This is a genomic window from Sphingobium sp. B2D3C (assembly GCF_025961835.1).
In the GTDB taxonomy this organism is placed as follows: domain Bacteria; phylum Pseudomonadota; class Alphaproteobacteria; order Sphingomonadales; family Sphingomonadaceae; genus Sphingobium.
Genome location: NZ_JAOQOK010000001.1, coordinates 584,094 through 606,513 on the forward strand (window position 1 = coordinate 584,094; position 22,420 = coordinate 606,513).

The following is a 22,420-nucleotide window of genomic DNA, read 5'->3' on the forward strand; positions in this document are numbered from 1 at the left end:
GCGCTTGCCCGTCCTGTCCGCACCCCGCGGTTCTGCCGGTTTTACGCTGGTCGAGCTGATGGTCGTCATCGCGATCATCGGGCTGATCTCGGGCGCGGTTGTCGTCACCATGGCCGATCCGCGCGGGCGGGTTTCGGGCGATGTGGACCGTTTTGCCGGGCGCGTGCGTGCCGCGCGGGACAGCGCCATCGTCGCAGGCCGGCCGGTTGCCTTGTGGGTCTCCACCACCGCTTATGGCTTCGAGCGGCGAGCGCAGGGGCAGTGGGAGCCGATCACGGAAGGGCCGCTCGCGGCGCATGACTGGTCCGGCGAGACCCGCGCCGCGCTCGGCCAGCAGACGCGCCTGCGGGTGATGTTCGACAGCGTGGGGCAGGCCGATCAGCGGCTCGATTTTGCGCTGGAGCGTGACGGGCAGAAGCTGCCGGTGCGCATGACGCTGGATGGCAAGGTGACCAGCGGTGACTGACGTGTACGCTCTGGGCCGTGCCCATGCGGGCGAGGAGGGTTTTACCCTCATCGAGCTGCTGGTGGCGGTGATGATCTTCGCCATGCTCGCGACGGCCGGTGTCGTGCTGCTGCGCACCAGCGTGGACGGGCAGGCCGCGATCGGCCGCAATCTCGATGCGCTGGCCGATGTGCAGCGTGGTGTGTCCCTGCTCGATGCCGATCTCTCGCAGGCTGTGACGCGCATCAGCCGGACGGAGGCCGGAACGTTCGCGCCGGCTTTTTTCGGCCGCGCCGCGCAGAGCGAGGAGCCGCTGATCCAGTTCGTGCGCGGAGGTTGGAGCAATCCTGCCACATTGCGCCGACCGACCTTGCAGAAGATCGAATATTGGTGGCGGGACGGGCGGCTGGAACGCATCGGCTACCCGGTGCTCGATGGCGCGCAGCCGCCGGCCCCATCCGTGCTGTTCGAGCATGTGACCGCGCTCAGCCTGCGCTACCGGGCGCGCAATGGCGCCTGGCAGGACCGCTGGGCGCCCGCCCGGCCGACCGAACTGCCGACCGTCGTCGAAATCACCGTGGAGCGCCGGAGCGCCGCGCCAGTGACGCTGCGCTTTCCGGTCGGCACGGCCATGTATCAGCCGCCGGCTGAAGGGGCGGAGGCTGCCAGTGCGCCCTGACCCCCTTCATGCCAGCGCGGCAACGCCGACCCGTGAGCGGGGCGCTGCGCTGCTCACGGTGCTGCTGCTCGTGGCCATTCTTTCGGTCGTGACGGCGGTCGCGCTGGATCGGCTCACATTGGCGAGCCGGATGACCCGCAACATCGTCTCGGCCGATCAGGGCCGCGCCTATCTGCTGACCGGCGAGCAGATGGTGGCCAATCTGGTGAGCGACCTCGTGGCGGTGAACGCGGATCGTACCACCTTGCAGGGCGGCTGGCTGGGCCGCGACCAGACCATCTCCGTGCCCGGCGGCGCGGTGACCGTGCAGCTGGTGGATCGCGGCAATTGCTTCAATCTCAACAGTCTGGTCGTGGGGCCGGAGCCGGCGGGCGGGGTAGAGGGGGATGCCTCCACCATGCAACTCGCTGCCCGGCCGGTCGGCATCGCCCAGTTCGCGGCGCTGATGCGCTTGCTCGGCGTCGATCAGAATGCGGCCACGCAAATCGCGATTTCCGCCGCCGACTGGATCGACAGCGATTCAGAGCCGGGCAATGGCGGCGCGGAGGACAATTATTATGCGGGGTTCGATCCGCCCTATCGCGCGGCCAACACATTGATGGCCGATCCGAGCGAGCTGCTGATGGTCAATGCCATGACGCCGCAGGTCTATCAGCGCATCCGCCCCTGGGTTTGCGCCTTGCCGACGACGCGGCTCTCGCCGATCAATATCAATACGCTGCTGCCGGGGCAGGCGGTGCTGCTGGCGATGCTCGCGCCGGACGGCCTTGGGCTCGAACAGGCGCGGCAGGTGCTGGCGCAGCGCCCTGCGGATGGGTATGGCAGTGTGAACGCCTTCTGGTCTCTCCCGCAGCTTGTCAGGCTTGCGTTGCCCGAGGATGTGAAGAACCAGACTGTGGCCAAGACGCGCTGGTTCGAGGCGACGTTGCGGGCGGATCTCGGGGGAGACCAGGTGAGTGAGATTGTGCTGATCGATGCGGAGACGCAGCCGGCCCGGCTGATGCGCCGCCAATGGGGTGACGAGAGTTGAAGCACGATTATGTCATTGTCCTCCCGCGCGAAAGCGACACGCCCCCGGTCTGGTATCGGGTGGCGGACGAGCAGATCGTGCGGCGCGGGCGCGGCACCGAATGGTTCCCGCCCGAGCAGGCGAACGAGACCGAGCCCGCCGTCGGCCACGCTATGCTGGTGCTGCCGCCGCAAGTGACGACGCTTCACTTCATTGCCTGCCCCGGCATGACGCCTCGGCAGGGGGCTGCCGCCGCGCGGCTTATGGCGCTGGAGGCGAGCATTGGCGATAGTGACCAGCTTCACGCCGCCGTCGCCGCCAATGACGATCCCGATGCGGCGCATGTGGTGGCCGTCACCAGCCGCAGCGCCATGGCGCATTGGGTGGACTGGGCGGCAGAGCATGGCATCGCGCAAGCAAGTCTCGTCCCTTCCGCTTTGCTGCTGCCGGCGCCCGAGGATGGCTTTGTCCATGCGCCCATCGGCGGCGCGGACGTGGTGCGCGGGCGCGACAGCGCGTTCGATGGCAGCGAGCCGCATGCGCCGCTCATCATCGGCGAGGCTTCACTGACCCGCCTGCCGCCGGATAATGTCGATGAGGCGCTGCTGCTGGCACTCGCCACGCCGCCGCTCGATCTGCGTCAAGGCGCGTTCGCCCGCCGCGCACCGGCGGTGTTCGGCAAGGATCGCTGGCGGCGCATGGCCATCATGCTCGGCTTCATCCTGCTGGCCAGCCTCATCGTCTCGCTCATCACCATCGTCCGGCTGAATGCGGAGGCCTCCCGGCTGGACGCGCAGACCGTGGCGATTGCGCAAAGCGTCGATCCTGCGGTGGCCGATGCCGCCGGTGCAGAGGCGCGCGTGACCGCCTTGCTCGGCGCGCGGGGCGGGCGCGGCGGGTTCACCGGCACGGTCGCCGGGCTGATGAGCGCCATGCAGGTCAATGCCAGTGTCACGCTCACCAGCATCAATCAGGGCAGCGATGGTGCGTTGCGGGTGCAACTGTCCGCCAATCAGGCCGAGGAGATCAATGAGGTGCTGATCGCCATTCAGGAGGCCGGCTGGCGGATCAGCGCCAATGCCGTGCAGCAGCGCGGCGCGCGGATCGTCGCCGACATCACGGTGGTGCGCTGATGCAGGGGCTGCGGACCTGGTGGGCCAATCACAGCCTGGCCGAGCGTCGCTTCATGGCGGGGCTGGGCATCGTGGCATTGCTGATCTTTCTGTGGCTGGGCGTCTGGCGTCCGGTCAATGATGGCCTGGCAGCCGGCTGGGAGCGACAAGGCGCCGCGCTGGATCGCTATGCGTCGGTGCGGGCTATGGTCGCGGAATTGCGCCAGAAGCCGCAAAAGCGCGCGCAGGGCGAGCGCCTCGCGGTCGATCAACGCATCGGCCAGACAGCAGCGGAAGCGGGCTTCACGCTCGATCGCGCCGACCAGCAGGGGCAAGGCCGCATGTCGGTGAACATCGCCTCGGCGCGCGTCGGGCCATTGCTGCAATGGATCGCGCGTCTGGAGGCGGACGGGGTCGCGGTCCAGACGATCAGCATCGTCCCCGGCGCGGCAGAAGGCACCGTCTCCGTACAGGCCGTGTTCCAGGAGACGCGGCCATGATGGCGATGGTCCAGACGACGCGGGCGCGCATCATGCTTGGCGTGATCTTCCTGATCGCGCTGCTGGTAACATGGCCGCTTTATGCCGCCTTCGCGCTGTTCGGCCTCAAGGACATGGGCGTCGCCGCCCGATCCCTGCGCGGGCCCATCTGGTGGGGTGGCGCCGAGGAGCTGCAAATCCGTGGGGTTCAGCTGGGCACGGTGGATGTGTTCCTCAGTCCCATCCAGTTGTTCGTGGGCCGCGTGCGCATCGACATCGTGCGGCGGCTGGGCGACCGCGATGATATCAGCGGGGCATTCACGCTGGGGCTCAACCGGCGCGGTGTCGACGATGTGACCGGATCGGTCGCGCTCGGCGCACCGCTGGCACCGCTGCCGGTGAGCCGGGTCGAGTTCGAGGATATGACCGTCCACTTCTCCGGCGGCATGTGCACCAAGGCGGAAGGGCGCGTGCGCGCGCGCGTGCCGGCGATCATGAGCGGGCTTGGCCTCGCCAATGGCCTTGCCGGCGCGGTGCGCTGCGCAGGCGATGCGGTGGAACTGCCGCTGGTCAGCCAGTCCGGTCAGGAGCAACTGTTCGTGCGGATCAAGCAGGACGGCAGCTATGAGGCAACGATGCGCATGCGCACAACCGATCCGCTGATCGGTGCGGCGCTGGGCGCCAACGGCTTTCAGGCGGTGAATGGCGAGCAGGTGCTGCGGACCGTCGGCCGGTTCTGATCGCGCGATGCTGGGGGCCGATCTGTTGCGCATGGCGCTGGGCTGCGGCCTTGGCCTGATCGCCGGCAGTTTTCTCGGTGCCATCGTCACCCGCTGGCCGCGGGGCGAATCGGTGATGCGCGGTCGCTCGGCCTGTGATGCATGCGGGCGGACATTGGGCGCGATCGACCTCATTCCACTGCTCAGCGCCTTGCGGACGCGCGGGCGATGCCGGACCTGCGGGGCCCGGATCGATCCGGCGCATGTTATCATGGAACTGGGCGCAGCCATGATCGGCGGGGTCTGCGCCTGGCTGCTACCGCTGCCCGCTGCCGCGCTGGTCGCGGTGGCGTTGTGGATCTTGCTGGCGCTGGCGGTGCTGGATGCACGCCATTTCTGGTTGCCCGATGCCTTGACGTTGCCGCTCGCCGTGCTGGGCCTCACGCTGGGCGACTGGCTGGTGCCCGCGCCTTTTGCGGATCGCATGATCGGCGCGGCCATCGGCTATATCGGCCTGTTCCTGCTGGCCATGAGCTACCGGCGCCTGCGCGGACGCGAGGGCCTTGGCCTTGGCGATGCCAAACTGCTTGGCGCCATCGGGGCGTGGCTCGGCTGGCAGCTGCTGCCGGTCGTGCTGCTGCTGGCCAGCGTGGGAGGGCTGATCTGGGCTGTCATCCTGCGTCTGAAGGGGCACGCGCTCTCCGGGAACATGCGCTTGCCGTTTGGCACTTTCCTCTGCCTCGCCGCACCGCTAGCGGCTCGACTTGCGTGGACCATCGCCCCATGACGGTGATGCGTTAGGGTCAAACTTCACCGTTCATGCTGAGTAGGGTCTGAGGTACGCCGCAGGCGCGTATCGAAGAGCCGTATCGAAGCATCGCAGCGCACGGGCTTGTCCTTCGATACGCCGCTTCGACAGGCTCAGCAGCTACTCAGGACGAACGGAGGGGAGGTCCGCAATGGCGTCGTGTCCGGAAAGGCAGCTTTTTGAAAAATAGAGCGCACCATCCGCCTTCCGCCGAATCCCGGAATTTGTCCAAGCCTCTTGAGATCCCGCAGGGAACCAACCACCGCGCCGCGGGGTTCATTCCCGGAGGTATCTCATGGCAGCGCGTGCATATTGGCGTGGGCAGATCAAGCTGGCGCTCGTTTCGATCCCCGTGGAGGTCTTTTCCGCCACGCGCTCGGGCGCCAAGATCGCCTTTCATCAGGTCCATGAACCGAGCGGCAAGCGCATCCGCTATGAGAAGGTCGCGCCCGGCGTCGGGCCGGTGGATCGCGACGAGATCATGAAGGGCTTCGAGGTTTCCAAGGGGCAGTATGTGCTGCTCGATGATGAGGAAATCGAGGCCGTGAAGATCGAGAGTCGCAAGACGCTGGACCTCGTCCAGTTCGTGGACGCCAGCGAGATCGACGTGCTCTATTACGACAAGCCTTATTATGTCGTGCCGGCTGACGATCTGGCCGAGGAAGCCTATGTGGTGCTGCGCGATGCCCTGCGGCAGGCGAAGAAGGTCGGCCTTGGCCAGCTCTCCGTGCGCGGCCGCGAGCAGCTGGTTTCCATCAAGCCGTGCGGGCGCGGGCTGGTGATGGAAGTGTTGCGCTACGCCGACGAGGTGGTGAAGGCACAGGGCTTTTTCCGCGATATCGGCGACACCAAGCCGGAGGCCGATCTGCTCGACCTCGCCACCGCGCTGATCGACAAGAAAAGCGCGCCGTTCCACCCGGCCGAATTTCAGGATCGCTACATCGAGGCGCTCGAGGGGTTGATCGAGAAAAAGCGCAAGGCGAAGGGCGGCAAGCGCATCCTCGAGGATGCCGAGGAGGCGAGCCGGCCCGGCGGCAGCAATGTTATCGATCTGATGGCTGCGCTCAAGAAGTCGGTTGGCGATGGCGGGGCTGCCAAGAAGGGCGGCACAACCAAGAGCGCGCCCGCCAAGAGCCGGGCAACCACCAGCAAGAGCGCCAAGGCTCCGGCCTCGAAGGCGGCGGGAAGCCGGGCAACCGCATCACGGTCGAGCAGCCGCAAGAGCGCCTGACATGGATCTCAACCCCGGAACGCCGCTGCATTGGGTCGATGGGGAGGTGATGCTGCGGCTGGGTATCGCGGCCCTGCTGGGATTGGCGTTGGGGCTGGACCGGGAATTGCGCGGACACGCTGCCGGGCTCCGCACTCATGGGCTCATCTGCTTCAGCGCGGCGGTGATGACGGTGAGCTCGATCTCGCTCTATCGCCAGCTTGCGACCGGCCAGTCGGGCATGGACCCGCTGCGTATCTTTGAGGCGACGGGGACGTTCGTCGGCATCATTGCGGCAGGCCTCATCGTCTTCAGCAAGGGTGAGGTCCATAATCTTACCACCGCCGCCCACATCTGGCTGGCGACCGTGGTGGGCATCGCGTGCGGCGCAGCGCAGTGGCCGCTGGTTTTGGTGGCGAGCATCGTGTCGGTGGTGATGCTGACCTTTCTGCGGCTGGTGGAGCGGCGCTGGATCGAGCCTCGCCTCGCAGAAAGGGCGTCCGACAAGGAAAAGGAGAAGAGCTGATGCCCCGCAAGAGCCCCCTTGCCGATTATGACGCCAAGCGCGATTTCACGCGGACGCCCGAGCCGGCTGGCAAGCAGGAGCGCAGCCCCGATGGCAATTTGTTCATCGTGCAAAAGCATGATGCGACGCGGCTGCACTGGGACTTCCGGCTGGAGGTGGACGGCGTGCTCAAGAGCTGGGCGGTGACCAAGGGGCCGAGCGTGGACCCGGACGACAAGCGCCTCGCCGTGCGCACGGAGGATCATCCGCTCTCCTACGCGACGTTCGAGGGGATCATCCCCAAGGGCGAATATGGCGGCGGCACGGTGATGCTGTGGGACAAGGGAAGCTGGGCGCCGGTGGAAGGCAAGAGCGCCAAGGACATCGAAAAGGGCCATCTCCATTTCCGGCTGGAAGGCGAGCGGATGAAGGGCGAATGGCTGCTGGTGCGCATGAAGCCGCGCCCCGGCGAAAAGCGCGAGAACTGGCTGCTGCGCAAGATCGACGACGCCTTCGCCAGCACCGGCGACGTTCTGGTGGAGCAATCGCTGACGTCCGTGCTCACCGACCGCACCATGGCGGAGATCGCGGCGGATACGGCGGGCGCGCAGTCGCTGGCCGGCAAGAAGGGCAAGGCCTTTACCCAGGCGATGGAGGCCGCCGCTGCGCATAATGACAAGGCTGCCAAGAAGGCGGCGGCGCCTGAGCGCCGGGCGTCGAAAGCTCAGTCGAAAGCCAAGCGGCCGGATTTCCAGTCCGTGCAGCTGGCGACCCTGGTCGACGCGGTGCCAACGGGCAATGAGTGGATGCACGAGGTCAAGTTCGACGGCTATCGTGCGCTCGCGGCCGTGAACGGGACGGATGTTCGGCTCTTCACGCGCAGCGGCCTCGACTGGACGGATAAGTTTCAGCCCATTGCCGATGCCCTTGCCGCGCTGGACCTGCCGCCCGCGCTGATTGACGGCGAGACCGTGGCGCTGGGTAAGGGCGGCAATCCCGATTTCTCGACGTTGCAGGCCGCGTTGAAGGGTGAGGGCAAGGCTGCGCTGAGCTTCTTCGCCTTCGATCTGCTGAGCCTCGATGGCACGGACCTGCGCGCCAGCTCGAACATCGAGCGCAAGGAGCGGCTGGAATCGCTGCTCCACGCGGCACAGCCCCCGCTGCACGTTGCCGATCATGTCATTGGCGCGGGCGAAAAGCTATTTTCCGCCATGTGCAAGGCGGGTGGCGAGGGGATTATCTCCAAGCGCATCGACGCGCCCTATCGCGGCGCGCGGACCCGCAACTGGCTCAAGGTCAAATGTACGCTGCGGCAGGAGTTCGTGCTGATCGGCTGGACCCGCAGCAGCGCCAAGGGGCGTCCGTTTGCCTCACTTCTGCTAGGCCAGCGAGAGGGGGAGGAGCTGGTCTACAAAGGCAAGGTCGGCACCGGCTTCGATGCGGCGACGATGGACGATCTCGCGGCCCGCTTCGCCACCCGCGCGCGCAAGACCCCGGCGGCCGAGGTGCCTCGGGCCGAGGCACGCGGCGCGCAGTGGATCAAGCCGGATCTGGTTGCCGAGGTGGCCTTTGCGGAATTCACCGGCGACGGCCGAGTTCGGCATGGCAGCTTCCTGGGGCTGCGCAGCGACAAGGACGCGACCGCAGTGACGCCCGAAAAGAAAGCCCCCGCACCCAAGGCGAAGAGCGAAGTGCCGATCTCCAACCGGGAGCGTGTGATCTTCCCCGAGAGCGGGCAGACCAAGGGCGATCTGGCCGATTATTATGCGGCGATGGCGCCGATCATGCTGCCTTTCGTGTCGGATCGGCCGATCAGCCTCGTGCGCTGCCCGCAGGGCCGGGCCAAACAATGTTTTTTCCAGAAGCATGATAGCGGCTCGTTCGGTGCCCATGTGCATCATGTGCCCATCCGCGAGAAGGATGGCGGCACGGAGGATTATCTCTACGTGCAGGACGCTGAGGGCCTGCTCGCCTGCGTGCAGATGGGGACCATCGAATTCCACGGCTGGGCCGCGCGGGCCAGCGATGTCGAGCATCCCGACAAGATGATCTTCGATCTCGATCCCGATGAGGCGCTGGATTTCTCCGAGATCATCCGCGCGGCCCGGGATATCCGCCGGCGGTTGGAGGATATCGGGCTGGTCAGCTTTGCCATGCTGTCCGGCGGCAAGGGCGTGCATGTGGTCGTTCCGCTCACGCCGGGGCATGATTGGGATACGCACAAGGATTTCTCGCATCGCTTCGCAGAGGCGATGAGCATGGCCGAGCCGGAGCGCTTCGTCGCCACGATGAGCAAGGCCAAGCGCAAGGGGCGCATCTTCATCGATTATCTGCGCAACCAGCGGGGCGGCACGGCGGTGGTGCCCTATTCGGCCCGCGCCCGCGCTGGCGCGCCGGTTGCGGTGCCGATCAGCTGGGAGGAGCTGGAGGATGCGAAGGACGCGCATCCGTTCAGCATCGCGGATGCGGAGGCCTTGATCGAACGGTCACGGGACAAGGCGCTGCGGGGCTGGGGATTGATGGCGCAGGGCTTGCCGGAATTGTGAGCCTTTGCCTGCCCGCTCGTGTCGAGCGAAGTCGAGACACGTTAGGACAGCGCTGGCGTGTCTCGACTACGCTCGACACGAACGGGGGGAGAATTAGACCCCCTATTCGTGCCGGAGCGCGTCGATGGGGTTCAGGGCCGCCGCCCGCCGGGCGGGGAAGAAGCCGAACACCACCCCGATCAGCGCTGAAATGCAGAAGGCAAAGACGTTGATCTGCGCGTCGAACGTCCACGGCACCTGCATCAAGGGCGTCGCCACGGCGATGGCGATCTGCGCCAATAGCAGGCCGATCGCGCCGCCGAGGCAGGAGAGCACCACCGCCTCCACAAGAAACTGCAGCAGCACCTCGCGCTGCACCGCGCCGATGGCGAGGCGGATGCCGATTTCGCGGGTCCGTTCCGTCACGGAGACGAGCATGATGTTCATGATGCCGATGCCGCCGACTACAAGGCTGATGCCCGCCACTGCTGCGACGATTCGCGTCAGCAGCGTGGTTGTGCCGGTCAGCGTGTCGGAAATCTGGCGGGTGTCGAAAATGTTGAAGTCATCTTCCTTGCCGCCGGTGATCTTCCGCCGGTCCCGCAGCAGGTCGGTGAGGGAGGCCTGCACCTGCTGGGTCGAATAGGCTTGATCGACGCCCACCATCAGCAGGCGGATATCCGTCGTCCCGGTAAAGCGCCGCTGCACGGCCTTGATCGGCATGATGACGACATCGTCCTGATCGCCGCCGAAGCCGGCCTGTCCGCGCGTGCTCAGCGTGCCGACGATGTCGCAGCTGACATCGCCAATGCGGAAGCGCTTGCCGATGGCATCGTCGCCCCGGAAGAGGTTGCGTTGCACGGTCGAGCCGATGATGCACACGGCCTTACCGGCGGTTTCCTCCGCAGGGGTGAACATGCGCCCGGCACTTAGTGGCCAGGGCTGCACCTTGAAATAATCCATCGTCGTGCCGTTGATCGTCGTCGACCAATTGGCGCCCTCATAGATCGCCGTCGCGCTGGCCTGCGCCTGCGGGGCGACGGCCGTGACCCCGGCGACCTGCTGCTGGATGGCCGTCACGTCCGAGGGTTCGAACTCGGGCGGACGCGGCCCGCCGCCCCCCCGGCCGAAGCCTTGGCCGGGGCGCACCTGCAGGATGTTGGTGCCAAGCGCCGCGATCTGCTGCTGCACGGCGGCTGTCGTTGCCTTGCCCAGCGTCACCATGGTCACGACCGCCGCCACGCCGATGATGATGCCCAGCGTCGTGAGGAATGAGCGCAGCTTGTGTCGCAGGATCGAGCGCAGCGCGAGGAGGAAGGTGGTGCCCAGCATCAGTGCATCGCCCTTTTGCCGGCGCCCTGTTCGATGCGATCGACCAGCCCGTCCTTGAAATGCACGATGGTGCGGGCGAACTCGGCCATGTCTGGCTCGTGCGTCACCATGAGCACGGTGATGCCCGCATCGCGATTGAGGCCGCTCAGCAGTTCCATGATCTCCACCGAGCGCTCGCTATCGAGATTTCCGGTGGGCTCGTCGGCCAGCAGTACATCGGGATTGGTGACGATCGCGCGCGCGATGGCGACGCGCTGTTGCTGGCCGCCGGAGAGTTCAGCGGGCGTATGGTCCCACCATTTATCCAGCCCGACCTTCTCGAGCGCGCTCATTGCCGCCTCTCGCCGCGCATCCTTGGCATCGCCGCGGTAGAGCAGGGGGAGCTCGACATTTTCGAGCGCTGTCGTGCGGGCAAGCAGGTTGAAGCCCTGAAAGACGAAGCCGAGATATTTGCGGCGCAGCAGTGCCCGCTGATCCCGGTCCAGCGTCTCGACATGCACGCCCTTGAACATGAAGGCGCCGGAGGTCGGCACATCGAGGCAGCCGAGGATGTTCATCGCCGTCGACTTGCCGGAGCCGGACGGGCCCATGACCGCCACGAAATCGCCCTGCGCCACGTCGAGGTCGACCCCCTTGAGCGCCTGGAACGCCGTCGCGCCCTCGCCATAGACCTTGGTGATGCCGCGCAGGGAAATGAAGGCGTTATCGGCCACTGCTGGCGGCCCCGCTGAGCTGGCTGGTGATGACGTTCATGCCGGGCTTGAGGTCGCCGGAGAGCACTTCGGTATGGAAGCCGTCGGTGTCGCCGGTAGTGATCTGCACCGCTTTCGGCTTGCCGTCGTCGCCCACCACATAGACCTGCTGCTGCGCGCCGCGGCCCACGGTGACGCTGCGGTCATTGCCGCCGCCTCTGCGGCGCGGCCCCATCGAGAGCGCGCCGGTGATGCCGGATTGGCCGCCGCCAGCCTGGCTGCCGCCCTGCGCCTGCGGGGAGAAGCGCAGCGCCGCGTTGGGCACCAGCAGCACATCCTTCTTGTCGGACGTGACGATATCCGCCGTCGCGGTCATGCCGGGGCGCAGGTCAAGCTTTTCGTTATCGACGCTGAGGTCGGCGGCATATGAAACAACCTGACCCGTGGTGCCGCTCGCGGACGTGCTCGACGTCGAGGATGCGCTGGCCGCGCTGGCCGAGAGATTGGAGCCGATGTCGACGCGGGTGATGACGGCCGGGAAGGTCCGCTCAGGGAAGGCATCCACGATGAACGTCGCCTTCTGGCCTTCCTTGACCGTGCCGACATCGGCTTCGTCAATGGCCACCTCCAGCTTCATCTTGGAGAGATCCTCGGCGATCACGAACAGGGTCGGCGTGTTGAACGAGGCCGCGACCGTCTGGCCGGGGTCGACCTGACGAGCGAGCACGACGCCCGCCACGGGCGAGCGGATGATCGCGCGGGCGCGCTGCGTCTGGTTCTGGGAAAGCGCGGCCTGGCTGGCGACGACATTGGCCTCGGCCACCCGCAGCGCAGCCTGCGCGCGCTGCACATTGGCGCGTCCGGTCTGCAACTCGGTCTTGGAGGGGACACGTCCGCCGGAAAGCCGGGCGACCTCTTCCAGCCGGGCAAGCTGCGCCTGCGATTCGGAGAGGGTTGCCTTGGCCTGCGCCACCTGCGCCTGATTGGCGGCAAGCTGGGCGCGGCCCTGGCGAATCTGGTCTTCGATCTGCTCGGGGTCGATCTCGGCCAGCGGCTGGCCCTGCGTCACGCGGTCGTTCACGTCCACCAGCACGCGCACCACCAGTCCGGAGAGCTGCGAGCCGACCGTCACCTGATTGGTCGGCGCCAGCTTGCCGGTCGCCGAGACAGTGGTGACGAGGTGGCTGCGCTGCACCGGCGCGGTCACATAGCCGGGCGCCTCCGCGCTGCCGAAGAAGCGCCAGGCGAGCAGGATGAGCAGCAGCGCGCCGGCGACGATGGCGACCCATTTGAAATGGCGACGCCAGGCCGGCTGCGGCTTCACGCCGAGAAAATCATCGAGTTGCTGATCTGCCATGCTGGTGCTTCCGGTCATTGAGGCGCGGTCGGCGTGACGGTGGAATCCCACCCGCCACCCAGTGCGGTGTAAAGAGCGATCAGGGCGGTTGCCTTGTCGGCGCGGGCCTGCACCAGGCCGTTGCGGGCCGAGATGAGCGATGCTTCCTGCGTGTTGAGCGTGGTGAAGTCAGTGAGGCCGGTGCGATACTGGTCCCGCGCGAGCAAAGCGGAGGTGTTGGCCGCATCGAAGGCGATGGCGAACTGTCGTTCCCGCTCACCGGCGGTGCGCAGCGCCACGAGCGCGTTCTCGACATCTTCCAGCGCGGTCAGCACGGTCGACCGATAGCTGGCAAAGGCGCCTTCCGCGCCAGCCTGGGCGGAGCGGATCTGGGCGCTGGTGCGGCCGCCATCGAAAATGAGCTGGCTGAGGCTCGCGAACAGGCTGCCGGTGATTGTATCGAGCACGCTGCCGATGCTGGTGGCGCCCGCGCTGAGGCTACCGCCGATGCTGAGCGCCGGGAAAAGCTGCGCGCGCGAGACGCCGATCTGTGCGGTGGTGGCTGCGAGGTTTCGCTCGGCGGCGCGCACGTCGGGGCGCTGGCGCAGCACGTCGGCAGGGATACCGGCAGCGATCTCCTCCGGTCCGTGGGGGATGGGCTTGGGCGCTGCCAGCATCTCCTTGAGCGCGCCGGGTGCCTGCCCGGTCAACACGCCGATGCGGGAGACAGCGGCATTATACTGCTGCTCAATCTGTGGCACGCTGGCGGCAGTCTGTGCCCGGCTTGCCCGCGCCTGCTCGGCATCCAACGATGAGACCAGCCCGGCCTGCACGCGGAAGCCGGCGATCTCCAGATTATCGTCCTGAATCGCCAGGCTCGACCGCGCATTCTCGATCTGCGCCTGATAGGCCCGCGCCAGCACATAATTGCGCGCGACCTCGCTCTGCACCGAGAGCAGCACGGTCGCATAATCGAAGCCCGCGCCTTCATATTGCGCCCGGCTGGCGGCCACGGAGTTGCGCACGCCGCCGAAGAGATCGAGCTGGTAGCTGGCGTCCAGCCCCAGCGAGAAGCTGTCGGTGCCGCCGTCGCCAACGGTTACGACCGAGCCATCCGGCAGCGTCGTCGTCCTGTCGCCGCCCCGCAGCGGCTCGGTCCGGCGGTAACCGGCCGAGCCACTGGCCGAGGGGAGAAGGCTCGAGCGGCTGACCACCAGCGCCTCGCGCGCCTGCCGCAGCCGCGCCGTCGCTTGGGCGAGGTCGAGGTTGGATTGCGCGGCCTGCTCCACCAACTGGCCCAGCACCGGATCATCGAAGCTCTGCCACCAGCGAGTCAGGTCCGCCCGGTCCGGCGTTGCCGGCACGGACCATTGATCGGGCACCCCCAGAGCCGAGGCGCTTTTCGGCTCATAAGCGGGAGCCATGGTGCAGGATGGCAACAGGACGATGCCCGATAGCAGCAGGAATGCGCGGTTCATGCCCGATGAATGGGTGAGCGCGCAATTTTCGTCCAGCCGCAAATTGTCACAAATTATACCGAACGGGTGGATTGCCGCTACGGAACGCTGTGCGGAGAGGCCTTATCCATTCCTTAAGATATTGATGGTTAAGGAAGTTGTTCGGTGAATGCGCGTCGATTATCATGGCTGCAACAGGGCCGGATCGTCGATAGCGACGCACCAGGACGGAGCCCGATCTTCTTCGAGAGAACAGCATGATGAACGTGAGGCTTGGCGCTGCGGCGCTCGCATTGTCTTTGGTATCGGTCCCCGCTTTGGCGACCTCGACCATTACCGACGGGATCAACAACCCAGCAGGCCAGTGGGCCGGCATCGATTATTGGGGCGTCCAGGTCTCCCAATTCTCGACGGTGGACCAGACATTCACGTTCAATCTGCCGACCTATAGCAAGGTGGATCTGTTTCTGAGCGGTTCGCCGAAATTCCAGTTCACGGACATTTTGCTCAACGGCACGAGCATCGCCAACAACCTGACGCCGGGCTGGAGCAACGCGCTGATCGGCTCCGGCTTTGCCGATGCCGGGTCGGTAACCCTGCAGTTCAAGGCGAACTACACCTGCCCCGATTGCTGGGGCGACTGGTTCGGCGGCTATGTGCAGGTGAGCGAGGCGGCCTATAATCCGCCTGTGACGCCGCCGGCCTCCAATCCCATTCCTGAGCCTGCGACCTGGGCGCTGATGCTCGGCGGCCTGGCACTGGTGGGTCTTATGATGCGCCGCCGCAAGGTGTCGGTCAGCTTCGGCTGACCGGTTTTGTCCGCGGCGAGGTGACTAGAGGGCCGGACTTCCGGCCCTTTTTCATGGGTCATGCCGGAGCAGGCGCGCGGCCCTCTCCGCCAGCGATGGTCAGCACCAGCTTTTCCAGCACGACATTGTCGTCCATCCGCCAGATGCTAATCCGGTGCCGCCCGGCCTCAACCGGGCCGAGATCGGCGGTTAGGCGTACGCTGTTGTCGATGACCGCCTCGGCCCAGCGCTGCTTGGCGGGCGTGTCCTGTGCGCCGCCCGTCGGCTCCGGCACGGCCCGCAAGACCGTGACCGGGCCATCGTCCAGAGACACGCCGAGCGCGACTCCGGCCTGTCCCATCGTGTCCAGCGTGGGGACGAGATAGGCCGTGATCTGGCCGGTCCCGGCCTGGGGGACGTCCACCTCATAATCGAGCGCGACCCCGTCGGCCGGCGTGGTCGCGGGACGACCTTGCGGAAGGGCCACCATCGCACTGCCGCCCTGGCCGAGATGGGCGATGGGCGTCCAGCGCAGGCCCTTGGCATGGCGCGCGCGGGCGAAGTCGCTCGCGGCGATCGTGATGACGCGGGGGTCTGCAGGGCGGGGCGTGACGAAGACGGGCGTGCCCTTCGTTGTGCCATCGCCGACCCGTGAGATGCTGGGCATGCTCTGCTGGGTCGGCTGCTGCCAGATGACATAGCCGATGTGCACCTGCGCCATCATGCCATCCCACTTGCCGCCATTGAGCCTATGATAGTGTGCGGTCAGATCGGCATCGCGCTGGTAGCTCGTTTCCACCATGTCCGCGAAATAGTTGGCGCGCGGGTCATTGTCCTGCGCCAGCCGCTTGTTCCACGCCGCGCCATAATAGAGCCGGTACAGATTGGCCATCGCGCTGATCGGATAGGCGAGGAGCTGATCATAAGCATCGTGCTGCTCGGGGCGCAGCCGCGCCCGCGTGGCGAGCATCCGGCGTTCGAGCGCATCCCACTCACCGACCAGAGCCCCGAACACGCCTCCGTCCAGCGCCTGCGGGGTGACGTCGCCCAGCGGGAAGCTGTCCTGATCGATCAGTTCGGGTTTTCGCCGCGCGGCATATTGGCTGTAGGCCGTCATCATCGCACCGATCGCCTCGGCCTGTTCGGGGCCGAACGTCGCCGCCGCCCAACGCGCCGGATAAGCCGCAAGCGCCTGCGGCGTCATCGTCTCAGGGTTCCAGGCCATCGCCAGGAAGAAGCTCAGCGGATATTCCATGGGCTTGATGTCACCGACATTGACGATCCACATCGCCCGGGCATCGCGCTGATAGGCGAGGTCCATCTGTTGCCAGACCTTCTCGATCTGGTTGGTGTTCAGCCACTTATAGTTGCGCGGCACGCCCACATAATCGAAGTGATAATAGACCCCATAGCCGCCGCTGCGGGGTTTCGCGGCCGGATCGGGCAGGCGGCGGATCTGGCCCCAATTGTCGTCGGCGAACAGCAGGATGACATCGTCGGGCACGTGCATGCCGTGGTCGTAATAATCCTGCACTTCCTTGTAGAGCGCCCAGACTTGCGGGGTCTTGTCCGCGCTCTGCCCGGTGGCCTGCGCAATGATGGCGCGCTGGTCCGTCACGATCTGTTCGAGCAGCGGGATCGCGGTGCCTTCCGCCATCGCCTCATCGCCATCGCCGCGCATCCCGATCGTGACGACGGACTCATACCGCCCGCCTTTCCCTTTCGACATCATGCGGGCGATCCCGCCGCGCCAGAATTCGCGCAGATTGTCGGCGTTGGTCGTGTAATCCCAGCGTCCGCCGGTCACGCCGCCCTGATGATTGCGGTGCCACTCGTCCTGCGCCCGGAGCATCGGCTCGTGGTGGGAATTGCCCATCACCACGCCCATTTCATCGGCAAGGATCATGTTCTGCGGGTCGTCGGCGGCGAAAGCGCGCGGCGCCCACATCGCCGGCCAGAGATAATTGCCCTTCAGGCGCAGCAGCAGCTCGAAGACATGGGCATACATCGCTGCATTGAAGCCGCCGAACGTCTTCTCCGCCCAACTGCTCAGACAGGGTGCTTCGTCGTTGATGAAGAACCCACGGTAGCGCACCTTGGGCTGATCCCGCACCGGCGTGGCGGAGATCGACACATCTCGCCGCCGCGTGACCGGCACATCGGCAAGCCAGTGCCATGGCGAGACGCCGATCTGTTCGGAGACATCATAGGTGCCGAACACGGCGCCGCGCCGATCCGACCCCACGATCACCAGCGCGCGCTCGATCCCCTCGGCCGGATGATCCACGACGATCCGTCGAAAGGCTTCCCAGGCCCCCGCGAGATCTCCCACGTCGATCTTTCCTGAAGCGATTAGACCGTCGATCAGCCGGCTTTGGCCCAGCACGCCGATGATGACAGCCACGGGGGAAGGCGTGCTCCCATGGCCCTTCGATATGCGCGCAGCCGTGCCGCACACCCGCCCAAGATCTTCCGCGAATCGCGTGGCGACATGCCCCACCGCACTGTCGGCCTCGCTATCGATTATCACCGCGGCCGGCACGCCGCTGCGGATCAGCGGGAAGGGGGCTTGCGCTCCCAATCCCAGCGTCCCGGCGCGCGCGGCGAGCGGTGAACCGAGCAACGCGAGCGTTCCCGCAGCCGCGCCCCCCATCAGTCGTCGTCGCGTGACTCCGCTGGCCGCGTGCTCGCGCATGATCCGCTCCCTTCACTCTTCGCCTGTCTGCGGCGCCTCAGCGCATCATCACGCGTTTTACTCCGACAAATAAAGTGCAAAATAGTTGAGCCCGCTGTCAAATGCATCGTTCCGTTTTAATACGGTTTTCGGTCGAGCAGAGGCATGCCGGTGGCAGTGCTTCTGCGGTCATCAATTGGGCATGACGCGCTAACGCTAGCGCGGTCGGAGCGTGCCATATCCCAGAATTTCTGCCATTCCGGCGGGGTTTGGACTTCCGCGCTCAACGCCGTTGGCGCAGGGAACTCTCCATCGCGGCGCCAAACGATCCATTTTTTGCCTCAAATCGAGTGCCCGCAGCGCCGCTCGGCGCGCGATTTTTCCCACGCGGATGGCAATTGCTCCGCCCAAAAAAGGGTGTAAACGCTCAAGGCAGCAGAAGGTTGCACCGGCCTGTAAATGCTTCGGGGCGTCGACGGGGGACTCTACGTGATCAAAGATGTGATTGTTGGTTGGCGTCGCCGTTCCATGAGCCCCGTCTCCTATGCCAACCCTGTGGGCGATGCGCTCCAGGCGTCCGGTTCGCTGAGGGATTCCGTCGTTCGATTGATGGACGGAATTGCCGGCTACAAGTGGGCCGGCGAGACCACGCCCGAGGTCTCCAACACCGCTGCTGACGCGCATCTCAATCAAGTGCAGCAGCGGCGCGTTTTTGCCGGACTGTCGCGCAGTTTTCATCCCGACGAGCGCTCGGATGCAATGCACCTGAGCGCCGACCTGAATTCTCTCGACGATCGCCGGACATCCATCGGCGCGCTTTGAGGCGAAATAGGGCGAGGTCACAACCACCCTCACATCCGTGAGGAAATGGTGCCGGATGCAGGATTTGAACCCGCGACCTTCGGTTTACAAAACCGCTGCACTACCACTGTGCTAATCCGGCAAGGTCGCAACTCCCTATGATTTCACCGCGCGGGGGTCAATCCGCAATGCGGCTCGGTAGCAAGGTCATGGCCCGGTCTGCATCTCCAGCGCCCAGGCGCGCGCCGCCTCCAGCCGGGCAGTATTCGTCGCGCAGATCAGGGCGTCGGCGCGGTCAAGAAGGATGGGATCGCGACCGGATCGGTCAACAGGCTGGGCATCGCCGGGCGCGGGCAGGCCGGGGATAGTGGCAGCACAGGTAGCGGGCGCGGCTGGCAGGCGCACAACGCGATCGCGATAGACAAGGGTGAGAGCCTCGCTCTTTTGATCGGCAGCATCGTTGAGCCTCCTGTTGTGGACGCGCAGCGCGGCGACCTGCGCGTCGAAATCCGCCTGCGCCTTGGCCTGGGCGGCGCGATAATCCTGACGAGCCTGTGCGAGTGCGGCGGCATGGCGTGCGCGCAGATGGTCAACCCGCATCCCCCATGCCAGCGCGAGAATAAGAGTTAGAGCGAGCGCGCCGGCGGCGGTGGGCCATCCTTGCAGCGTCACAGGTTGGTCAGGCAGAGCCGGCGCTCTGCCTCCCGCCGGTTGACCAGCCCCTGCACGCGCCGCCCATCGACCATCACCCAGAGCCGGAACGCGTCGCAGCCGCCCGGCCAATCGCCCGCATTGAACCGCCGCGCGACCGTCGAGCGCGCAAAGGCCGCCTCGCCAATATTGTAGGTGAGCGAGATGGCAGCCGCGAACTGATAGGGACGATCCTTGAGCGCTGGCACGGCGCGCAGCACCGCGGGCGCCCAGTCGGCGGCCAGCGTTCGATCCAGCATCGCTGCGCATTCGGCGGGCGTGTAACGCCGCATCGGCACGCGGGTCTCGCCGGTGCAGACCGTCCAAATGCCCGCGATGTCGCGATAAGGGTCGGTCCGTGTCCCTTCCCATCGCGCGATGAACGGCGCCGCGATCATGATGGCGAGGCCGATGAAAGCGCTGCCGACCGCGCCGCCCAGCAGCGTATCCCGCGCGTTCATTTGCTCAAGCCCTTGAAGGCCGCGAACGCGGCGATCATCGAGGCGATGAAACCCGCCACCCATCGGCTCCAGCGCAGCCAAAGCTTCGCCGCGCGCCAGGCTTCGATCACTTCCATGGTCCGCTTGGTGTCCTGTTCGACCAGCGCAAGCCGCTCGGATGCGCGGCCGATTTCCTGCGCCTGCCGGTCGACCGTTTCGGCAAGGCTCTCCACCTTGCCGATCAGTTGATCCAGCTTCCGCGCGAGTTGTGGGCTGGTCATCGTGTCACCGCATCCTTTGCGTCGCCATCGCAGCGATAGAGCGCGACGATATCCGCTTCATCGCCGGTGAGCGGCGCGGTCGGGCAGGTGTAGGTCGTGCCGCTGTAGCGCTCGCTGTTGAACACCGCCCATTCATCCAGCGCCCCGCCGGTGAGCCCGTATTCGCCGTTGTGGTTGCGGAGCGAATAGCCCGAGGTGGCCGGCACGATCGTCTCGCCGAACGCGGCATAATTCTCGCGGGTGCCGGGAAGGCCATCGGTGACGTTGGTCACATAGAGCGCCAGCCCCCCCGGCCCGGCCTGGCAGGCGACATGGTAGCGCTTGCCCGGCGCCAGCACGGTGGTGCCGGTGAGACCGCTCCAGACCCGCAGCTTGCCGGCGCTATCGATGGCGACGAAGCGGGAGCCGTTGCTTCCGAACCCGCCGAACAGGACCTGGATCGCGCCCGGGAGCGGGTCCGGGCAGGTGAAGAAGCCCTCCACGGTAATCGGCGCGAAGACCGGGCTGTAACTGCCTCGCGCGGTGCCGCCGGTCATCTGCTGGCCGAACGCGGCGCCACCGGTGCTGGCGGCGTAGGTCGTGCTCGTCTCGGCCATGCTGAGCGGGCTGATCGGCGCGATGAAGCCGCTCGGCGGGGCATCGATCGCGCCGCCCGGCGTCTGCGCCGCGATGACGATGGGGAGGGTGCTGCCCTGCACGATGCGTCCGGTGGTGATGCCGTCTCCATCGGTCCGGTCATCGCGGATCGTGTCTGCCGCCGCATTGGCCGGGCCGCTCGGGAAGTAGACCCAGAGATCGAGCTCATGTCCCGGGCCGGGATCGTTGGCGAGCGTGATCGCGAGCGTCGTGGCGTTCACCGCGGTGACCGAGGCGACCGGGAAGCGGTTGTCGGTCGCGTTGTTGGCCATCGGGTTTACCCGGCCGCGCGGGAAGACCCACAAGCGGTTGCCCGGGGTGCCGCTCAGCACCAGCGCGCCCTGGCCGACATTGCTCAGCGTAAGCGTGATCGTGGTGCCGGAGCGGGTGGCGGAGAGGGGCGCGGGGCCGAGGCCGGCACCGGCGCCATAAGAACTGCGCAGGGCGCGATAGAGATGCCGGGCCATGGTCAGCGACCCGGCCTGCGTCTGGTGGATGCCGTCGCTGCTCATCAGCGCATCGTCCATGTGGACATAGGTGCCGCCATTGGCCGCGCACCAGTCCTGTGCGCCCTTGCGGATGCGGCTCACTTGCCACGGCGTGCCCCAGCTGCGCACCAGCCCCATGGAGGGGATGGTCCAGACGAGGCGGGCGAAGGACGGCAGGCTGTTCAGCGCGGTCAGCTGGCTGAAGACGGTGCTCAGGGCCTGACCATAAGCCTTGGGCGGGATACCATAGAGGGCCTCGGTATGGCCCTGGCCCCAGACAAAGGCCTCGAAGCCATTGCCGGCCCGGTTCATCACCTCGGTGAGCGCCGCCCAGTTGCTCTGCCCGCTATAGAAGCTGGCGATGGTGGTACCGCCGACTGCATGGCCGATAACGCCGCAGTTGACGCCCGTCAGCGCAATCATGCGGTTGAGATATTCACCGACGCCAGCTGAGTTGGGACCGGTGCTATTGCTCATATCAGCCGGCGTCTGCCAAGGCATGGTGGCGGCGGCGGGATTGTAGGTGTTTCCGTCCACATATCGCGCCAGCACCGCGCTGTTGGCATCCGGCGCGATCCCGAGCGAAGCGAAGGTCGCCGTCGAATCGGTGGCCTGGCGCCCCAGCATCCGCACGGTGAGCGACTGACCCGCAAAGCCGGTCAGCATGCCCATGCCGACCTTGACGGTGCCGAGCTGCCAGGCGCCATCCGCGCCCTTCAGATCGATGAAGAACCAGCCAAGCCGGGCGTCCACGCCGGTAACGTCGACATAGGTGGCGCCGTTTGCGATCGTACCGGCGGTCCACGGCCCCTGCAGGATCGTCGTGCCATCATCGGCCGAGCGGATACGCACCCCGACCGTGCCGGCGGTGACGACGCCAGACAGCGGTACGCGGATCGTGCCGGTGCCCTTGCCTTGGCCACCACCGCTGTTGGTCGTGCGCTGGTAAATCCGCTTCTCTTCGTAGCTCGGAAACTGCGCCAACGTGAAGCCAGCGCTGTAACTCGCGGCAACGAGCGCCGCAGCGACCGGCCCGACGGGGTCCGCATCGGCCGACCCACTGCCGCCGGCCCCGCTCGCCAGCTCGCGCGGGCCGATCATCGATCCCGTATCGGCTGCGGACAGCACATAGCTGTTGGCGGTGGCGCCTGCGATCGGTACGCCATCGCGCAGCCATTGCCAGCCCGTCGCCGCGCCGTTCACGATGATGCCGCCCAGAGCGGTGAGCATATCGCCGACGCGCGGAGGGCTGGCGGCGCCGGTCATGGCGGGTCTGCTCGTCCAACTGGGGGCGGGAGTCGGGGTTGGTGTCGG

General features: G+C 66.4%; 20 protein-coding genes, 1 tRNA gene and 1 pseudogene. 12 read left to right on the top strand and 10 right to left on the bottom strand.

Annotated features, from left to right (window positions below; genetic code table 11):
- Positions 1-4 precede the first annotated feature (4 nt).
- The 10 genes from M2339_RS02670 to ligD all read left to right on the top strand — a co-directional run bounded on the left by M2339_RS02670 (position 5) and on the right by ligD (position 9,512).
- Positions 5-466, top strand: a complete 462-nt coding sequence (locus tag M2339_RS02670; protein WP_264587587.1) for a GspH/FimT family pseudopilin — start codon at positions 5-7, stop codon at positions 464-466.
- Complete coding sequence (gene gspJ, locus M2339_RS02675) at positions 459-1,124, top strand: type II secretion system minor pseudopilin GspJ (protein ID WP_264587586.1); 666 nt, start codon at positions 459-461, stop codon at positions 1,122-1,124. Before M2339_RS02670 ends, gspJ begins: the two co-directional genes overlap by 8 nt.
- Positions 1,114-2,154 carry a type II secretion system minor pseudopilin GspK gene (gene gspK / locus M2339_RS02680; protein WP_264587585.1) on the top strand — a complete coding sequence of 347 codons (1,041 nt, stop codon included), beginning with the start codon at positions 1,114-1,116 and terminating at the stop codon, positions 2,152-2,154. The genes gspJ and gspK overlap by 11 nt, the downstream gene beginning before the upstream one ends.
- Complete coding sequence (gene gspL / locus M2339_RS02685) at positions 2,151-3,266, top strand: type II secretion system protein GspL (protein WP_264587584.1); 1,116 nt, start codon at positions 2,151-2,153, stop codon at positions 3,264-3,266. The genes gspK and gspL overlap by 4 nt, the downstream gene beginning before the upstream one ends.
- Positions 3,266-3,745, top strand: coding sequence for a type II secretion system protein M (locus tag M2339_RS02690; protein ID WP_264587583.1), 480 nt, complete (start codon positions 3,266-3,268; stop codon positions 3,743-3,745). The genes gspL and M2339_RS02690 overlap by 1 nt, the downstream gene beginning before the upstream one ends.
- On the top strand, positions 3,742-4,464 hold the full coding sequence (gene gspN, locus M2339_RS02695; RefSeq protein ID WP_181560233.1) for a type II secretion system protein N: 723 nt from the start codon (positions 3,742-3,744) through the stop codon (positions 4,462-4,464). The genes M2339_RS02690 and gspN overlap by 4 nt, the downstream gene beginning before the upstream one ends.
- A gap of 7 nt (positions 4,465-4,471) precedes the next feature.
- Positions 4,472-5,230: a prepilin peptidase gene (locus M2339_RS02700; protein WP_264587582.1), complete on the top strand. Its 759-nt coding sequence runs from the start codon at positions 4,472-4,474 to the stop codon at positions 5,228-5,230.
- A gap of 316 nt (positions 5,231-5,546) precedes the next feature.
- A complete protein-coding gene (locus tag M2339_RS02705) occupies positions 5,547-6,482 on the top strand; it encodes a Ku protein (protein ID WP_264587581.1) in 936 nt (311 codons plus the stop codon).
- 1 nt (position 6,483) lies between these two features.
- A complete protein-coding gene (locus tag M2339_RS02710; protein WP_181560228.1) occupies positions 6,484-6,987 on the top strand; it encodes an MgtC/SapB family protein in 504 nt (167 codons plus the stop codon).
- Entirely contained in the window at positions 6,987-9,512 is a 2,526-nt protein-coding gene (gene ligD / locus M2339_RS02715; protein WP_264587580.1) for a DNA ligase D, read from the top strand. Before M2339_RS02710 ends, ligD begins: the two co-directional genes overlap by 1 nt.
- 102 nt (positions 9,513-9,614) lie before the next feature.
- On the opposite strand, the gene M2339_RS02720 is transcribed toward ligD, so the two are convergent.
- Genes M2339_RS02720 through M2339_RS02735 form a run of 4 tightly spaced genes read right to left on the bottom strand, consistent with a single transcriptional unit; the run spans position 9,615 to position 14,329 of the window.
- The gene (locus tag M2339_RS02720; protein WP_264573295.1) at positions 9,615-10,823 is read right to left on the bottom strand and encodes an ABC transporter permease; all 1,209 of its coding nucleotides are present in this window, start codon (positions 10,821-10,823) and stop codon (positions 9,615-9,617) included.
- Entirely contained in the window at positions 10,823-11,536 is a 714-nt protein-coding gene (locus M2339_RS02725; protein WP_264570898.1) for an ABC transporter ATP-binding protein, read from the bottom strand. Before M2339_RS02725 ends, M2339_RS02720 begins: the two co-directional genes overlap by 1 nt.
- A complete protein-coding gene (locus M2339_RS02730) occupies positions 11,526-12,872 on the bottom strand; it encodes an efflux RND transporter periplasmic adaptor subunit (RefSeq protein ID WP_264587579.1) in 1,347 nt (448 codons plus the stop codon). Before M2339_RS02730 ends, M2339_RS02725 begins: the two co-directional genes overlap by 11 nt.
- A 14-nt stretch (positions 12,873-12,886) precedes the next feature.
- The gene (locus M2339_RS02735; protein ID WP_264587578.1) at positions 12,887-14,329 is read right to left on the bottom strand and encodes an efflux transporter outer membrane subunit; all 1,443 of its coding nucleotides are present in this window, start codon (positions 14,327-14,329) and stop codon (positions 12,887-12,889) included.
- A gap of 692 nt (positions 14,330-15,021) precedes the next feature.
- On the opposite strand from M2339_RS02735, the pseudogene M2339_RS16215 reads away from it, so the two are divergent.
- Positions 15,022-15,117, top strand: a pseudogene (locus tag M2339_RS16215) (PEPxxWA-CTERM sorting domain-containing protein); the annotation flags it as partial.
- Between the two features lie 58 nt (positions 15,118-15,175).
- On the opposite strand, the gene M2339_RS02745 reads toward M2339_RS16215, so the two are convergent.
- The gene (locus M2339_RS02745) at positions 15,176-17,791 is read right to left on the bottom strand and encodes a glycosyl hydrolase 115 family protein (RefSeq protein WP_264606142.1); all 2,616 of its coding nucleotides are present in this window, start codon (positions 17,789-17,791) and stop codon (positions 15,176-15,178) included.
- A 468-nt stretch (positions 17,792-18,259) separates the two neighbouring features.
- Here M2339_RS02745 and M2339_RS02750 point away from each other — a divergent pair, with 468 nt between their 5' ends.
- Positions 18,260-18,592, top strand: a complete 333-nt coding sequence (locus M2339_RS02750; protein ID WP_264606143.1) for a hypothetical protein — start codon at positions 18,260-18,262, stop codon at positions 18,590-18,592.
- Positions 18,593-18,638: 46 nt separating this feature from the next.
- On the opposite strand, the gene M2339_RS02755 is transcribed toward M2339_RS02750, so the two are convergent.
- From M2339_RS02755 to M2339_RS02775, 5 genes are all read right to left on the bottom strand, one after another.
- Positions 18,639-18,713 (bottom strand) — tRNA-Thr (locus tag M2339_RS02755).
- Between the two features lie 65 nt (positions 18,714-18,778).
- Complete coding sequence (locus M2339_RS02760) at positions 18,779-19,171, bottom strand: hypothetical protein (RefSeq protein ID WP_264606144.1); 393 nt, start codon at positions 19,169-19,171, stop codon at positions 18,779-18,781.
- Between the two features lie 68 nt (positions 19,172-19,239).
- Positions 19,240-19,722, bottom strand: a complete 483-nt coding sequence (locus M2339_RS02765; RefSeq protein ID WP_264570891.1) for a lysozyme — start codon at positions 19,720-19,722, stop codon at positions 19,240-19,242.
- Complete coding sequence (locus M2339_RS02770; protein WP_181560218.1) at positions 19,719-19,982, bottom strand: hypothetical protein; 264 nt, start codon at positions 19,980-19,982, stop codon at positions 19,719-19,721. Before M2339_RS02770 ends, M2339_RS02765 begins: the two co-directional genes overlap by 4 nt.
- A complete protein-coding gene (locus M2339_RS02775) occupies positions 19,979-22,372 on the bottom strand; it encodes a sialate O-acetylesterase (protein ID WP_264606145.1) in 2,394 nt (797 codons plus the stop codon). The genes M2339_RS02770 and M2339_RS02775 overlap by 4 nt, the downstream gene beginning before the upstream one ends.
- Positions 22,373-22,420: the final 48 nt, after the last annotated feature.